The organism is Haematobacter massiliensis, assembly GCF_000740795.1.
GTDB lineage: Bacteria > Pseudomonadota > Alphaproteobacteria > Rhodobacterales > Rhodobacteraceae > Haematobacter > Haematobacter massiliensis.
The window spans coordinates 258,271-272,715 of the sequence record NZ_JGYG01000001.1 but is presented as its reverse complement, the minus strand read 5'-3'; the positions used below and the strand labels follow the sequence as shown (position 1 = coordinate 272,715).

15 protein-coding genes are annotated in these 14,445 nt (G+C 63.6%); 11 read left to right on the top strand and 4 right to left on the bottom strand.

The features are described 5' to 3' along the window. Nucleotides 1–127: 127 nt before the first annotated feature. From CN97_RS01345 to CN97_RS01335, 3 genes are all read right to left on the bottom strand, one after another. Nucleotides 128–1,339 carry an NADP-dependent isocitrate dehydrogenase gene (locus CN97_RS01345; RefSeq protein WP_035706890.1) on the bottom strand — a complete coding sequence of 404 codons (1,212 nt, stop codon included), beginning with the start codon at nt 1,337–1,339 and terminating at the stop codon, nt 128–130. A gap of 209 nt (nt 1,340–1,548) precedes the next feature. Continuing rightward, nucleotides 1,549–2,172: an HD domain-containing protein gene (locus CN97_RS01340; protein WP_051910881.1), complete on the bottom strand. Its 624-nt coding sequence runs from the start codon at nt 2,170–2,172 to the stop codon at nt 1,549–1,551. 60 nt (nt 2,173–2,232) lie between these two features. Then, nucleotides 2,233–2,886 (bottom strand): alpha/beta hydrolase, encoded by a 654-nt coding sequence (locus CN97_RS01335; protein ID WP_035705964.1) that lies wholly within the window; start codon nt 2,884–2,886, stop codon nt 2,233–2,235. A 165-nt stretch (nt 2,887–3,051) separates the two neighbouring features. On the opposite strand from CN97_RS01335, the gene iscR reads away from it, so the two are divergent. From iscR to CN97_RS01290, 9 genes are all read left to right on the top strand, one after another. Continuing rightward, nucleotides 3,052–3,555, top strand: a complete 504-nt coding sequence (iscR, locus tag CN97_RS01330) for a Fe-S cluster assembly transcriptional regulator IscR (RefSeq protein WP_051910880.1) — start codon at nt 3,052–3,054, stop codon at nt 3,553–3,555. Nucleotides 3,556–3,563: 8 nt separating this feature from the next. Next, a complete protein-coding gene (locus CN97_RS01325) occupies nt 3,564–4,607 on the top strand; it encodes a cysteine desulfurase family protein (protein ID WP_035705962.1) in 1,044 nt (347 codons plus the stop codon). A 67-nt stretch (nt 4,608–4,674) separates the two neighbouring features. Then, nucleotides 4,675–6,207: a Fe-S cluster assembly protein SufB gene (gene sufB, locus CN97_RS01320; RefSeq protein WP_035706882.1), complete on the top strand. Its 1,533-nt coding sequence runs from the start codon at nt 4,675–4,677 to the stop codon at nt 6,205–6,207. Nucleotides 6,208–6,209: 2 nt separating this feature from the next. Beyond that, nucleotides 6,210–6,419, top strand: coding sequence for a hypothetical protein (locus tag CN97_RS01315; protein ID WP_035705960.1), 210 nt, complete (start codon nt 6,210–6,212; stop codon nt 6,417–6,419). A gap of 27 nt (nt 6,420–6,446) precedes the next feature. Beyond that, entirely contained in the window at nt 6,447–7,202 is a 756-nt protein-coding gene (gene sufC, locus CN97_RS01310; protein ID WP_035705959.1) for a Fe-S cluster assembly ATPase SufC, read from the top strand. Next, nucleotides 7,202–8,488: a SufB/SufD family protein gene (locus tag CN97_RS01305; protein ID WP_035705957.1), complete on the top strand. Its 1,287-nt coding sequence runs from the start codon at nt 7,202–7,204 to the stop codon at nt 8,486–8,488. The genes sufC and CN97_RS01305 overlap by 1 nt, the downstream gene beginning before the upstream one ends. 4 nt (nt 8,489–8,492) lie before the next feature. Next, a complete protein-coding gene (locus tag CN97_RS01300; protein WP_035705955.1) occupies nt 8,493–8,990 on the top strand; it encodes a YIP1 family protein in 498 nt (165 codons plus the stop codon). A gap of 6 nt (nt 8,991–8,996) precedes the next feature. Then, entirely contained in the window at nt 8,997–9,575 is a 579-nt protein-coding gene (locus CN97_RS01295; RefSeq protein ID WP_035705953.1) for a YIP1 family protein, read from the top strand. A 1-nt stretch (nt 9,576) separates the two neighbouring features. After that, nucleotides 9,577–10,797: a cysteine desulfurase gene (locus CN97_RS01290; protein WP_035705951.1), complete on the top strand. Its 1,221-nt coding sequence runs from the start codon at nt 9,577–9,579 to the stop codon at nt 10,795–10,797. A 5-nt stretch (nt 10,798–10,802) separates the two neighbouring features. On the opposite strand, the gene CN97_RS01285 is transcribed toward CN97_RS01290, so the two are convergent. Further along, nucleotides 10,803–12,098: a malonyl-CoA decarboxylase domain-containing protein gene (locus tag CN97_RS01285; RefSeq protein WP_035705949.1), complete on the bottom strand. Its 1,296-nt coding sequence runs from the start codon at nt 12,096–12,098 to the stop codon at nt 10,803–10,805. Between the two features lie 108 nt (nt 12,099–12,206). On the opposite strand from CN97_RS01285, the gene CN97_RS01280 reads away from it, so the two are divergent. Together CN97_RS01280 and CN97_RS01275 are read left to right on the top strand one after the other, a co-directional pair. Further along, the gene (locus CN97_RS01280; protein WP_035705947.1) at nt 12,207–13,661 is read left to right on the top strand and encodes a cobyric acid synthase; all 1,455 of its coding nucleotides are present in this window, start codon (nt 12,207–12,209) and stop codon (nt 13,659–13,661) included. Then, nucleotides 13,658–14,428: a squalene/phytoene synthase family protein gene (locus CN97_RS01275; RefSeq protein WP_035705945.1), complete on the top strand. Its 771-nt coding sequence runs from the start codon at nt 13,658–13,660 to the stop codon at nt 14,426–14,428. Before CN97_RS01280 ends, CN97_RS01275 begins: the two co-directional genes overlap by 4 nt. The last annotated feature ends 17 nt before the right edge of the window (nt 14,429–14,445 follow it).

Below are 14,445 nucleotides of genomic sequence, written 5' to 3'. Positions count from 1 at the left end.
AAGCGGATTTCAGCTGCCAGCATGCACAGATCGGAAAGGATGTCCGGCCGTTTTGCGCCGGTGAGGCGGCACGCTTTGCGGTGCCGCGGGTCCGGCTGACGGAAGGGTCCGTCAGCCGGTATTGATGTCAGGCCAGGGCCCGGTTCAGATATTCGTCAACCTTCTCAAGGTAGCCCATCGTCGTGAGCCACTTCTGATCCGGTCCGACGAGCAGGGCGAGGTCCTTGGTCATGTAGCCGTCCTCAACCGCCTGCACCGTCACCTTCTCCAGCGTTTCGGCAAACGACAGCAGCGCCTGGTTGTTGTCGAGCTTGGCGCGGTGCTTGAGGCCGCCGGTCCAGGCGTAGATCGAGGCGATGGAGTTGGTGGAGGTTTCCTTGCCCGCCTGATGCTGGCGATAGTGCCGGGTCACGGTACCGTGGGCGGCTTCCGCTTCGACGGTCTTGCCATCGGGCGTCATCAGAACGGAGGTCATGAGACCCAGCGAACCGAAGCCCTGCGCCACGGTATCGGACTGTACGTCGCCGTCGTAGTTCTTGCAGGCCCAGACATAGCCGCCGGACCATTTCAGCGCGGAGGCGACCATATCGTCGATCAGGCGATGTTCGTAGGTGATGCCCTTCTTCTTGAAGGCCTCTTCGAACTCTTCCTCATAGACCTTCTGGAACAGATCCTTGAAGCGGCCGTCATAGGCCTTGAGGATCGTGTTCTTCGTCGACAGGTAGACCGGCCAGCCCAGGTTCAGGCCATAGTTCATGGAGGCGCGGGCAAAGTCGATGATCGAGTCATCGAGGTTGTACATTGCCATCGTCACGCCGGAGCCGGGGGCATCGAAGACGTCCCGCTCGATGGTGGTGCCATCCTCGCCCACGAACTTGAGCGTGAGCTTGCCCTTGCCGGGGAAGCGGAAGTCGGTGGCGCGATACTGATCGCCATAGGCGTGACGCCCGACCACGATGGGCTGGGTCCAGCCGGGGACAAGACGGGGTACGTTCTTGCAGATGATCGGCTGACGGAAGATCACGCCGCCCAGAATGTTGCGGATCGTGCCGTTAGGCGACCGCCACATCTGCTTGAGGCCGAATTCTTCAACCCGCGCCTCATCGGGAGTGATCGTGGCGCATTTCACACCGACGCCATACTGCTTGATCGCGTTGGCCGCATCGATGGTGATCTGGTCGTTGGTGCGGTCACGCTCCTCGATGCCCAGATCGTAGTATTTCAGGTCGACGTCGAGATAGGGCAGTATGAGCTTCTTCTTGATGAATTCCCAGATGATGCGGGTCATCTCATCGCCGTCGAGTTCGACGACGGGATTGGCTACCTTGATCTTGGACACGGGCAGAAGCTCCTTTGCCGGAATCGTCAGCATGCCTCTAGCGCAAATGTGCCTTGGGGGAAAGGGCGGTATCCAACGGCATACGACGCGAAATGCCCTGAAAGGCTCGCGTCAACAGCATGTGGCGCGGAGCCGCTCCGGCGCGCAATATGCGAGCCGTCCGCGGCCGGATGGAGACATATCATGAGGGGCAGTCGCAGTGTTCTGCGTTATTTGGCCGCACGACCTGCGGGAAGGTAGCCCTCGGTGAGCGCCCTCACATGATGCCAGAGATCGGGCGCTCCGCGCGCGATCTTGCTGCCCACGCGGCGCTCGAGCAACTCCTCCGTGACGCCGAACTCCTGCCATGTGCCGCCGCCAAGGGCGATGTTGTGCATGACCGGTTGAACACGGTCTATGGCTTTGGCGAATATGGCGTCAGGCGTGCAAGCAGCCTCGAATTCGTCCCAGAGCGCGCGGAAGCTGGAAGCCAGTTCCGAAGGCAGGAGGCCGAAAATCCGGTCGGCGGCACGCTGTTCGCGCGCGGCGATATCCGCCGCATCGAAAGTGCCATGGATCGGGGTATCGCCCACGTCGATCTCTACGAGATCATGGATCAGCAACATGCGGATGACGCGATCTATGCTCACATCCGGGGCCGCCTGATCGGCGAGGACAAGGGCGTAGAGCGCCACGTGCCAGGAATGCTCGCCGGAGTTCTCCCGCCGGGAATCATCGGTCAGGCGGCTTGCCCGGAGCACGGTCTTCAGCCGGTCAGCCTCCCGAAGGAAGGCCAGCTGCCTGTCCAGGTCAGAAGGCGCGAGATCGGAGAGGGTATCAGCGCTGTCGGACATTGACTGTGACTCCATCGCAACCGGCAGATGAACGGCCGCCGGTGAGGCGGCCGTCAGACATCAGCGTGTCGTCTCGGTCAGCCGGCGCTTCACATAGCCGGTAACCGTGTCGATCATCGGCTCCATATGCGGGTCTTCGAAGAAGTGCCCGGCGCCGTCGACCTGCTCATGAGTGATCGTGATGCCCTTCTGCTCACGCAGTTTGCCCACCAGCGTGGACGTATCCTTCGGCGGAGCCACACGATCCGCGCCGCCGTTGATGATGAGGCCGGAGGATGGGCAGGGCGCGAGGAAGGAGAAATCATAAAGGTTCGCCTGCGGCGCCACCGAAACGAATCCCGTGATCTCGGGCCGCCGCATGAGGAGCTGCATGCCGATCCACGCACCGAAGGAGAAACCTGCCACCCAGCAGTGCTTGGAGTTCTGATTCATGGACTGGAGATAGTCGAGCGCGGACGCCGCGTCCGACAACTCGCCGATGCCCTGATCGTATTCGCCCTGACTGCGCCCGACACCGCGGAAATTGAACCGCAGCACCGTGAAGCCCATGTTGTAAAAGGCGTAATGCAGATTGTAGACGACGCGATTGTTCATCGTCCCGCCGAACTGCGGGTGCGGGTGCAGGACGATGGCGATCGGTGCGTCACGCTCTTTTTGGGGATGATAGCGACCTTCGAGCCGGCCGTCCGGCCCCTGGAAAATGACTTCGGGCATCCTGCCGCCTGTATCCTCGCTTCACTATGACCGGCCGTCCGGCGGACGGGGGCGAACTTGACCGCGGGGCCTGCAGCACTTAGAATAATTCCAAGTTTCCAGGACGCCCATGGACGGATGGCAATTAAGCAGCCTTCCAGCCCGCGTCAATGCTTTGGGGGTATCATGAAGCTCTCGACCAAGGGGCGCTATGCAATGGTGGCGCTTGCCGATCTGGCGATGGCGGAGGGCGACGGGATGGTTTCGCTGGCCGAGATCGCCCGTCGGCAGGATCTGTCGTTGCCTTATCTGGAGCAGCTTTTCGTCAAGCTGCGCCGCGCGAAGCTCGTTGAATCCGTGCGGGGGCCGGGCGGCGGCTACCGGCTGGCGCGCCCCGCGTCTGACATCCGGGTTTCCGATATTCTGGAGGCTGTCGATGAAACGGTGAGCGCCATGCATACCGGGGCAGGGGCGACGGGCGGCGTCTCCGGGACGCGGGCGCAGTCGCTGACGAACCGACTCTGGGAGGGCCTGTCCGCGCATGTCTACGTCTTCCTGCATCAGACGCGCCTGTCGGAGGTGATTGGCAATCAGTTGCGCCCCTGTCCTGCGGTTCCGTCTATCTTCCGCATCGTGGATGACGAAGAACCTTCCGCACAGTTGAGCGCCGTACCGGCGGCGGTGAAGTGAACGGCAAGATGGCGCGGGTCTATCTGGACTGGAATGCCACGGCTCCCCTGCGGCCCGAGGCACGAGAAGCGATGATCGCGGCGATGGACGCTGTGGGCAACCCGTCCTCGGTCCATGCCGAGGGGCGCGCGGCCAAGGCCATCATCGAGAAAGCCCGCGCCCAGGTCGCCACGGCGCTCGGAGCGGACGGGGCGGATATCGTCTTTACGTCAGGGGCGACGGAGGCAGCGGCACTCACCCTCGCGGGACGTGACTTCGCGGGCGCGGAAATCGAACATGACGCCGTCGGCGCCTGGATCAGACCCGTTCTGGCGACCAGTCGCGACGGGCGGGTCAGCGTCACGGACCCCGCGCATTCCACGCTGCAGCTTGCCAACAGCGAGACGGGCGTCCTGCAGACGCTGCCGGACGGGTTGGCGGTTTCCGATCTCACACAGGGGTTCGGCAAGGTGCCCTTCGCCTTCAACTGGCTCGGACTGGACATGGGGCTGGTTTCGGCGCACAAGCTCGGCGGTCCCAAGGGGATCGGTGCCGTGGTTCTGCGGCGCGGGCTTGACCTTGCCGGTCAGATACGCGGCGGCGGGCAGGAGATGGGCCGCCGGTCTGGAACGGAGAACATCATCGGCATTGCCGGATTCGGAGCGGCCGCAGAAGCGGCGGCACGGGATCTGTCGGAAGGTGTCTGGGATCGCGTCAAGGAACTTAGAAATAGTCTAGAACTAAACTTGGCATCCGTCGCCGAAGAGACTATTTTTGTCGGGAAAGACGGTCCCAGGCTGCCCAATACGTCCTGCATCGTGACGCCCGGCTGGAAGGGCGAGACGCAGGTGATGCAGCTCGATCTGGCCGGTTTCGCGGTTTCGGCCGGCTCTGCCTGCTCCAGCGGCAAGGTCAGGGCAAGCAGGACGCTCCGCGCGATGGGCTTTGATGACATCGCGGCCGCATCTGCGATACGGGTCTCGATCGGGCCCGAAACGCAGGAAGAGGATTTGTCGCGCTTCGCCGAAGCGTGGCTCTCGCGGCGCGCGAAGGCGCGGCTGCGGGTCGCTTGAATGGCCGGCAACCGCTGGCGGAAGGATGAGGAAGATGGCAGCACGCGAGATGAGCGAAGCTGAACGGATGGAACTCGCCGCAGCAGATGCGGTGACCGAGGTCCGTGACGGCGTCGACCGCGAGACGGTCGAAACCGTTCAGGCTATGGCCGGCAAGTACAAATACGGCTGGGAAACCGAGATCGAGACCGAATACGCGCCGAAGGGTCTGAACGAGGACATCGTGCGCCTGATCTCGGAAAAGAACGGCGAGCCGGAGTGGATGCTGGACTGGCGTCTGGCAGCCTATCGCCGCTGGGTGAAGATGGAAGAGCCTCGCTGGGCCATGCTCCACTACCCGGAGATCGCCTATCAGGACCAGTATTATTACGCCAAGCCGAAGAGCATGTCGGAAAAGCCGAAGTCGCTTGACGACGTCGATCCGGCGCTGCTGGCCACCTATGCGAAGCTCGGCATTCCGCTGAAGGAACAGATGATCCTCGCGGGCGTCGAGGGCGCGGATGCGGCACCTGCGGAGGGCCGCAAGGTCGCCGTGGACGCGGTGTTCGACAGCGTCTCCGTCGGCACGACCTTCAAGGAAGAGCTGGCCAAGGCCGGCGTGATCTTCTGCTCCATCTCGGAGGCGATCCGCGAACATCCCGAACTGGTGAAGAAATACCTCGGGAGCGTCGTGCCGCAGTCCGACAACTTCTTCGCCACGCTGAATTCGGCCGTATTCTCCGACGGGTCGTTCGTCTATGTGCCGCCTGGCGTGCGCTGCCCGATGGAACTGTCCACCTATTTCCGCATCAACGCGGAGAACACGGGGCAGTTCGAACGCACGCTCATCATCGCCGACAAGGGCGCCTATGTCAGCTACCTCGAAGGCTGCACGGCGCCGAAGCGCGAGACGCATCAGCTTCACGCCGCCGTCGTGGAAATCGTTCTGCTCGACGATGCGGAAGTAAAATACTCGACCGTCCAGAACTGGTATCCGGGCGACGAGGAGGGCCGGGGCGGCATCTACAACTTCGTCACCAAGCGCGCGGATTGCCGCGGCGCGCGGTCGAAGGTCATGTGGACGCAAGTGGAGACCGGTTCGGCGATCACCTGGAAATACCCGTCCTGTATCCTGCGGGGCGATGACAGCCAGGGCGAGTTCTATTCGATTGCCATCGCCAACAACATGCAGCAGGCCGATACCGGCACCAAGATGATCCACCTCGGCCGGAACACCAAGTCCCGGATCGTGTCCAAGGGCATCTCGGCGGGACGGGCGCAGAACACCTATCGTGGCCTCGTCTCCATGCATCCGCGGGCGCAGAACAGCCGGAACTACACACAGTGCGACAGCCTGCTGATCGGCGATCAGTGCGGCGCGCATACGGTGCCCTATATCGAGATCCGCAACAATTCGAGCCGCACCGAGCATGAGGCCACCACCTCCAAGGTCGATGACGATCAGCTCTTCTATTGCCGCCAGCGCGGCATGGACGAGGAGGAGGCCGTGGCGCTCGTGGTGAACGGTTTCTGCCGGGAGGTGCTTCAGGCGCTGCCGATGGAATTCGCGATGGAAGCGCAGCAGCTCGTGGCGATCAGCCTCGAAGGCTCGGTGGGCTGATCATGGCGTTTGCCGAGAACATCATGCGCGGCTGGAATGCTCCGCTGCCCGCAATCCTGTCCTCGGCGATCCTCATGCTGCCGATGCTCGCGCTGATCGTGATCGCGCGTGCCGCCGCTGGCATGAACGTTGCGGTCCTGTCCGCGTGGAACATGCTCCTGCAGCTTTTCGGAAATTTCTGGATCGCCGGGCGGCGATCCCGCAAACACTAGTCCGGGCCCCGCCCGACGGAGAAAAAGATGCTTCAGATCAAAAACCTGCATGTCAAACTTGAGGAAGAGGACAAGCAAATCCTCAAGGGTGTCGACCTGACTGTTGAGGCCGGCAAGGTGCACGCAATCATGGGTCCGAACGGCTCGGGCAAATCCACGCTGTCCTATGTCCTGTCGGGCCGCGATGGCTACGAGGTGACCGAAGGGTCCGCGACGCTGGATGGTGAAGAACTGCTTGAGATGGACCCGGAGGAGCGGGCCGCCGCCGGCCTCTTCCTGGCTTTCCAGTATCCGGTGGAGATCCCCGGCGTCGGCAACATGACCTTCCTGCGCACCGCAGTGAACGCGCAGCGCAAGGCACGGGGCGAGGAGGAGATGTCCTCCACCGAGTTTCTCAAGGTCGTGCGCGAAAAGGCCAAGGCGCTGAAGATTGACGCGGACATGCTCAAGCGGCCGGTCAATGTCGGCTTCTCTGGCGGGGAAAAGAAACGTAACGAAATTCTCCAGATGGCCATGCTGGAGCCGCGCATGTGCATCCTCGATGAGACGGACTCCGGTCTTGACGTCGATGCGATGAAGCTCGTGGCCGACGGCGTGAATGCCTTGCGCTCGCCGGAGCGGTCCTTCCTTGTGATCACCCACTACCAGCGGCTTCTGGATCACATCAAACCTGACGTGGTGCATATCATGGCGAACGGACGGATCGTGAAGACCGGCGGGCCGGAGCTCGCTCTGGAAGTCGAGAACAACGGTTACGCCGATATCCTGGGGGAGACGGCCTGATGGCGATCCCGCAAGCCAAGATCGAAGTGACGGAGGCGCGGCTTGCCGCGCTCGCCGCGCCTGAGGGGAGCGGCTGGGGAGAGGGTGCCCGCGCCAAGGCGCTTCAGCGTCTGCGCGACATGGGGCTTCCGACCCGCCGCGACGAATACTGGAAATACACCGATCCCGCATCTCTGACGCAGGCGGAAGCGCCCGCTGCCACGCTGACCTCCGCGGCGGAGGAGGCTTTCGCTGATATTGACCGGGTCAAGATCGTCTTTACCGACGGTGTCTTCGATAGTGCCGCCTCCGATGATCTCGCTCTGGCGGGGATCGAAGTGGAGCAGCTTGTCGATGCGCTGGCGCGCGACATCCACTGGGGTCGGGAGCTTTACGGTGCGCTGGAGGCTGCGGGTCAGGTTCCTGTGCAGCGCTCGCTCGCAACCCTCAATACGGCCTATGCTGACGCGGGTGTCATGATCCGCGTCAAGGGGGCGGTCGCCAAACCAGTCCATCTGATTTATCGTTATGAATCAGGTGATAAAGACCTAATGCTTCACCACTGCATAAAGATGGATGATGGCGCTGACCTCACCTTGCTGGAGAGCGGTACGGCCGGCGCGCGTCTGAACAGCGTGCTGGAGGTCGATGTGGCTGACGGTGCCCGCTTTCACCACGTGCGCATCCAGGGCCGCGATCACGACCGCCGCGTGAATACGCATGTCTTCGCCCGTATTGGCGAGGAGAGCCTGTTCAAGAGCTTCACGCTTGCCATGAACGGTGTTCTGACGCGCAACGAAGTGGTCATGGATATCGTCGGGCACAGTGCGAATGCGCATGTCGCCGGTGCTTCCGTGGGCGATGGCGCGAATTTCCACCACGACGACACGGTGTTCATCACCCATGCCGGCGTTGGCTGTGAAAGCCGTCAGGTGTTCAAGAAGGTGCTTCGCAACGGCGCCACGGGTGTCTTCCAGGGCAAGATCCTGGTCAAGCAGAGCGCGCAGAAGACGGATGGCTATCAGATCAGCCAATCGCTCCTGCTCGATGGCGACAGCCAGTTCCTGACGAAGCCAGAGCTTGAGATCTACGCCGACGATGTGAAATGCTCCCACGGCTCCACCTCCGGTGCGATCGACGAGGAAGCGCTGTTCTACCTGCGCTCCCGCGGCGTGGATCTCCACACGGCGCAGACGCTGCTCGTGCTTTCCTTCCTCGCCGATGCCGTCGCAGAGATCGAGGATGAGGGTATCGCGGGCGACATCCTGACCCGGCTTGAGGGCTGGCTCGTTCGTCATCGGCACTGAGGCCATGGCGATCACGACCGAGATCCTGCGCAGCTATCGCACGCCGGGCGCGGTCGTGCGCCGTCGCCTGTTGGACGGGGTGAGAGAGGACAGGGCGCTTGCGGTGCTGATGGCGGCCTGTCTGGTGATGTTCGTGGCGCAGTGGCCCCGGCTGGCCCGGGAGGCGCATCTCGATCCGACGATCCCGCTGGATGCAAGACTGGGCGGGGCGCTGCTTGGCTGGCTGTTTCTGGCGCCGCTGTTCTTTTATCTGCTGGCGGGGCTGTCTCATCTTGTCGCACGTCTTCTGGGCGGGCGAGGCAGCTATCATTCGGCCCGGGTAGCGCTTTTCTGGTCTTTGCTGGCAGCGGCACCGCTTTTCCTGCTCAATGGATTGGTCGCCGGGCTGGTAGGCCCGTCCACCGCGGCGACCGCCACAGGCATTGTGGTCCTTGCGGTCTTTCTGACGATCTGGTTTCTCTCGCTTGCCGAAGCGGAGCGGCCGCAGCCGGCGATGCCGTGAGGACATATGGCTATCTTCAGTCTTCGTGACCTGATCCTGACACCGCGCGCTGCCCTGCGCCGTATTCTGGATCTCAATTTGCCGATGTCATCGCGCTGGCAGATCTTCCTGATCGTGGCGGTGGCGAGCGCGCTTTTCTCGCATCTGTTCCTATGGCTCGTCGGCGGTACGGCCTTGATGGGGGCAAGCCTCAGCCCGTTCTTCACCGGCGCGATACAGGCGCTGCTCCTGCTGATCGTTGTGGGTGCGGTTCAGCTGTTCGGGCGGGCTTTCGGAGGAACGGCACGGTTTGCCGACACGCTGCTTGGCGTCTCCGTTCTTCAGGGCGTAATGGTCATTGCGCAATGCGTCCAGCTTCTCCTCTATTTTGCCCTTCCCGTTTTGGGCGAGATTGCCGGTTTCGCTGCCGTTATCCTGTTCTTCTGGTTGCTGACCAACTTTGTTACGGAACTGCACGGCTTCAGAAGCCGCGTGCGGGTGTTCATGGGCGTGATCTTTGCCGTGTTCTGCGTGGCTTCGGTTCTTGCCTTGCTGTTCGGCAGTCTTGCCACGATGCCGCCCGGGCCACCCCCGGCAGGAGGCTGACATGTATGATGTCGAAAAAATTCGCCGCGACTTTCCCATCCTCTCGCGAGAGGTGAACGGCAAGCCGCTGGTCTATCTCGATAACGGTGCCTCTGCCCAAAAGCCGCAGGTGGTGATCGATGCGGTAACCCGCGCCTACTCTCACGAATATGCCAATGTTCACCGGGGCCTGCACTATCTCTCCAACCTCGCCACCGATCATTATGAGGCGGTGCGGGGCAAGATCGCCCGCTTCCTGAACGCCCCGTCGGAGGAGGAGATCGTCTTCACCTCCGGGACGACGGAGGGGATCAACCTCGTCTCTTACGGCTGGGCTGCTCCGCGGCTGGAAGCCGGCGATGAGATCGTTCTGACGGTCATGGAGCATCACGCCAATATCGTCCCGTGGCACTTCCTGCGGGAGCGTCAGGGGGTGGTGCTGAAGTGGGTTGCGCCTGAGGCAGATGGCTCGCTCGATCCTCAGAAAGTCATCGAAGCGATAGGTCCGCGTACACGTCTCGTCGCCGTGTCGCAGATGTCCAACGTTCTCGGTACGCGTGTGGATGTGGCTGCCATCTGTGCCGCCGCGCGCGCTAGGGGCGTGCCGGTGCTCGTCGATGGATCGCAGGCGGCGGTTCACGGACCGGTGGACGTTACTGCGATGGGCTGTGATTTCTACGCCATCACCGGGCATAAGCTATATGGGCCAAGCGGTTCCGGGGCGATCTTCATTCGTCGTGAGAGGATGGCGGAGATGCGGCCCTTCCTCGGCGGCGGGGATATGATCCGCACCGTGACCCAGGATGCCGTGACCTATGCCGATCCTCCGATGAAGTTTGAGGCCGGCACACCGGGTATCGTCCAGCAGATCGGACTGGGTGTCGCGCTGGATTACCTGATGGATCTCGGGATGGAGAATGTTGCGGCGCATGAGCGGGCCTTGCGCGATTATGCGCGCCTGCGGCTCTCCGGTCTGAACTGGCTGCAGGTGCAGGGAAATGCGCCTGACAAGGGGGCGATCTTCTCGTTTACGCTGTCGGGCGGTGCTCATCCGCACGACATCTCCACCGTGCTCGACAAGAAAGGAGTCGCCGTGAGGGCTGGCCATCATTGCGCCCAGCCGTTGATGTCCCATCTCGGGCTGACGGCGACCTGTCGCGCCTCCTTTGGGCTTTACAACACCGAGGCGGAAGTCGATTCCCTTGTGGAAGCGCTGGAGCTTTGCCACGAATTGTTCGGCTGACAGCGTCAGAGCCGCCGCGACTTTGCCTTGGGTTTCAGCAGGGCGCGCATCGACTTGGACGCCACGACGATGCGGCGAGAGGCAAAGCTTTCGTGGTTCTCCTCTACCGTGTCGCGTTCGTAAAGATAGTTGACCATCACCCCACAGGACTGAGCAAGACCATTCCGGGCGGTATCCGCCAGCGCATGCACATCATGCACCAGCGCTCCGTTGCCGAGATGGAAGCGAGCGACCGGATCGAGCGGCAAGCCGTCGGCCCGCCGTGCCTCCAGCAGATAGACCGCGGCGAGGCGCCTGAGATCGTCCCCCAACTCCGCCAGAACGGCCAGATCCGCCGCTTCCGCCGCCTCCAGAGCCGCCCCGGCTTCCGGCCGGTCGCGCAGCCAGCGAGCCAGGCCGGGAATGGGAGAGAGGGTTACGAAATTCTGAAGATGCGGCAGTTCGTGGCTCAACTCCTCCACCACCTGCTTGATGAGCGAGTTGCCGAAGGAAATGCCGCGAAGTCCCTGCTGGCAGTTGGAAATGGAATAGAAGACGGCAGTATTGGCCTGAGCCGGATCGATCGGCGCGCGGTCGGCGGAGAGAAGCGCCTGGATGGAACCGGGGATGCCCGCCGCCAGCGCCACTTCGACGAAGATCAGCGGCTCCTCCGGCATCGCCGGATGGAAAAAGGCAAAGCACCGCCGGTCGGGCGGTTCCAGCCTGCGGCGAAGGTCGCCCCAGCCGTGGATGGCATGAACCGCCTCATAGTCGATGATCTTTTCCAGCACATTCGCCGGGCTGCGCCAGTTGATCGGACGGAGGACAAGAAAACCGCGGTTGAACCACGTCTCGAAGAGCTTGACGAAGTCCAGATCGGCGCGGGCGATCTCGGGCGCCGCGGGTGTCAGGGTCAACAGGTCGAGCCGCATCTTCACCAGCGCATTCGTGGCATCGGGCGCCTGATTGATCCGGCGAAGAAGCTCCCGCCGCCGTGGTTCCGCAGCATGGGTGACGGCAGCGAGTGTGGCCGGCGTCGGTTCGCGCCCATAAGCCGCGACAGCCTGGGCGAGCACCGTCGTGTCGAGATCCATGTCCTCTGTCAGCCAGCGGAAGAAGTCGAGGCGCTCGGTTTCCGTCATGATGCGGTAGCGGGCAAGCACTTCCTGTGCCAGCCGGACCCCGGAGACCTCGCCCCGGCTCGACATCAGCGCACCGCAAAGCTCCCGGATCGGGCGGCGCACGATGCGCGCATCCGCACTCTGCGTGCGATCCAGCAGGGTGGACAAGAGGCCGGAGAAGAATTCGGTGGGCTGGAACATGGCGCCTCCGCGATCTGCAAGAGAGGATAGCGCGCCCCGCATCGTTTTCCCTAGTTCCTTTTGCGCCCGGCCTCGCCTTCCGCTGCGGTATTGCGTAGAGAGCGGGGCATGACGCGCGCCTTGATGATCCAGGGAACCGGTTCCAACGTCGGCAAGTCCCTTCTCGTGGCAGGGCTATGCCGTGTGGCGCTTCGGCGCGGGCTTTCAGTCGCGCCGTTCAAGCCGCAGAACATGTCCAACAATGCCGCCGTGACCCGCGATGGCGGCGAAATCGGTCGCGCGCAGGCGCTTCAAGCGCTGGCGGCCGGACGAGAGCCCGTCTGCGACATGAATCCCGTCCTTCTGAAGCCCGAGACGGATCGCCGTGCGCAGGTGGTGGTGCAGGGTGAGGTGCGCACCACGCTCCCTGCCGCCGGCTACGGCACATTGAAGGGGACATTGCTGCCCGCCGTTCTCCAAAGCTTTCAGCGCCTTTCGCGCACCGCGGACCTCATCGTCGTGGAGGGCGCGGGCAGCCCTGCAGAGGTAAACCTTCGGGCGCGCGACATCGCGAATATGGGCTTTGCGCGTGCGGCTGGCGTTCCGGTCATCCTCGCGGGGGACATCGACCGGGGGGGCATCATCGCCCAGCTCGTCGGAACGGCGGAGATTCTGGATCCGGCCGACCGCGCGATGATTCGCGGCTTTCTCGTCAACCGTTTCCGGGGCGACCCGCGGCTCTTTGACGATGGGTATTCGCTGGTGGCGGAGCGGACAGGGTGGCGGGGATACGGTGTTCTGCCGTGGTTCGCCGGCGCCGCGAGACTACCGGCGGAGGACAGTCTTGACCTGGCACCCGGCAGTCCTCAGGGCACATTCCGCGTGGTCTGCCCCGCGCTCTCGCGCATCGCGAATTTCGACGACCTCGATCCATTGAAGCTCGAACCCTCCATCCGGCTCGATATCGTGCCGCCCGGCCGTGCCCTGCCGGGGGATGCCGATCTCGTGCTGCTGCCGGGAACCAAGTCCACACGCGGCGATCTCGCCTTCCTGCGGGCGCAGGGATGGGACATTGATATCCACGCCCATGTGCGGCGCGGCGGCGCCGTCCTCGGTATCTGCGGGGGGTATCAGATGCTGGGCCGGCAGGTCTCCGATCCGGACGGTATTGACGGGGAGCCGGGTGTATCGGAAGGGCTCGGCCTTCTGGATGTGGAGACGGTGATGGCCCCGGAGAAGCGGCTTGCCCGGATGGAGGCGCGGGATGACCTGACGGGGCAGCGCCTCTCCGGATATGAGATCCACGCCGGCCGCACCGAAGGCCCGGATCGCTCGCGGCCTTTCGTGCGGCCTGACGGGCGCGACGAGGGGGCACGCTCGGCCGATGGGCGTATCACCGGAACCTATCTTCATGGGCTGTTCTCAGCCGACGGATTCCGTCGCGCCTGGCTTGCCCAGCGGGGTCTTGCCAGCGGACTGAGTTACGGGGGAGAGGTGGAGCGCGTGCTGAACGAACTCGCCGATCACATGGAGGCGCATCTGGACGTGGACGGTATCCTCGGCGTCGCGGAGACGGTGGCATGAGCCTCGACGCCTGTGCAAGGCTAGTGGAAAAGGGCGACCCGGACCGGTTTCTGGCCACCATGTCGGCCAACCCGGAGGCGCGCGACCGGCTCTGGCCGCTCTACGCCTACAATCTGGAGATTGCCCGTGCGCCCTGGGCCAGCCGGGAGCCGATGATCGCGGAGATGCGCCTGCAATGGTGGGTCGATACGCTGGACGCCATCGCCGCGGGCAAGTCTCATCACGCGCATGAGGTCGCAGGACCGCTCTCAACCCTTATTCAGGAGCGGGGGCTGGACGCGGGAGCGCTCCGTGCCATGGCAGAGGCGCGATTCTGGGATGTCTGGCAGGAGCCCTTTGCCGATACCCCGGCGCTCCTCGCCTATCTCGATGCCACCTCCGGTAACCTCATGATGGAGGCTGCGAGGGCGCTGGGGGCAGATGCGAGGAGCGAGCCGGCGATCCGTGATCTGGCGCTCGCCTCCGGCATCGCGTCATGGCTCCGGGCGGTCCCGGTGCTCGTGGCGCGGGGGCGGTATCCGCTTCCCGCCGACAGCGAACCCGTGGACCTCGCCCGGCGCGGCATGGAGGCTCTGGCCCGTGCTCGGCGCGCGCGCGCGACTGTCCCGCGCGCCGCCGCGCCCGCCATGCTTGCTGCCTGGCAGGCGGGTCCAACGCTCCGTGCGGCGCTCCATGCCCCGGAAAAGGTCTGGACGGGGCTGCCTGTTCCAGCTGAATTTACCCGCCGAGGCGCCCTGGTTCTGCGCAGCATGACCGGCCTCTGGTGACGCTGGACGCGCCACGC

Coding starts and splice junctions, on each gene's coding strand:
- CN97_RS01340 (WP_051910881.1), bottom strand. CDS start 2,172: ATGTCCGACAGCGCTGATACCCTCTCCGATCTCGCGCCTTCTGACCTG.
- CN97_RS01335 (WP_035705964.1), bottom strand. CDS start 2,886: ATGCCCGAAGTCATTTTCCAGGGGCCGGACGGCCGGCTCGAAGGTCGC.
- iscR (WP_051910880.1), top strand. CDS start 3,052: ATGAAGCTCTCGACCAAGGGGCGCTATGCAATGGTGGCGCTTGCCGAT.
- CN97_RS01325 (WP_035705962.1), top strand. CDS start 3,564: ATGGCGCGGGTCTATCTGGACTGGAATGCCACGGCTCCCCTGCGGCCC.
- sufB (WP_035706882.1), top strand. CDS start 4,675: ATGGAACTCGCCGCAGCAGATGCGGTGACCGAGGTCCGTGACGGCGTC.
- CN97_RS01315 (WP_035705960.1), top strand. CDS start 6,210: ATGGCGTTTGCCGAGAACATCATGCGCGGCTGGAATGCTCCGCTGCCC.
- sufC (WP_035705959.1), top strand. CDS start 6,447: ATGCTTCAGATCAAAAACCTGCATGTCAAACTTGAGGAAGAGGACAAG.
- CN97_RS01305 (WP_035705957.1), top strand. CDS start 7,202: ATGGCGATCCCGCAAGCCAAGATCGAAGTGACGGAGGCGCGGCTTGCC.
- CN97_RS01300 (WP_035705955.1), top strand. CDS start 8,493: ATGGCGATCACGACCGAGATCCTGCGCAGCTATCGCACGCCGGGCGCG.
- CN97_RS01295 (WP_035705953.1), top strand. CDS start 8,997: ATGGCTATCTTCAGTCTTCGTGACCTGATCCTGACACCGCGCGCTGCC.
- CN97_RS01290 (WP_035705951.1), top strand. CDS start 9,577: ATGTATGATGTCGAAAAAATTCGCCGCGACTTTCCCATCCTCTCGCGA.
- CN97_RS01285 (WP_035705949.1), bottom strand. CDS start 12,098: ATGTTCCAGCCCACCGAATTCTTCTCCGGCCTCTTGTCCACCCTGCTG.
- CN97_RS01280 (WP_035705947.1), top strand. CDS start 12,207: ATGACGCGCGCCTTGATGATCCAGGGAACCGGTTCCAACGTCGGCAAG.
- CN97_RS01275 (WP_035705945.1), top strand. CDS start 13,658: ATGAGCCTCGACGCCTGTGCAAGGCTAGTGGAAAAGGGCGACCCGGAC.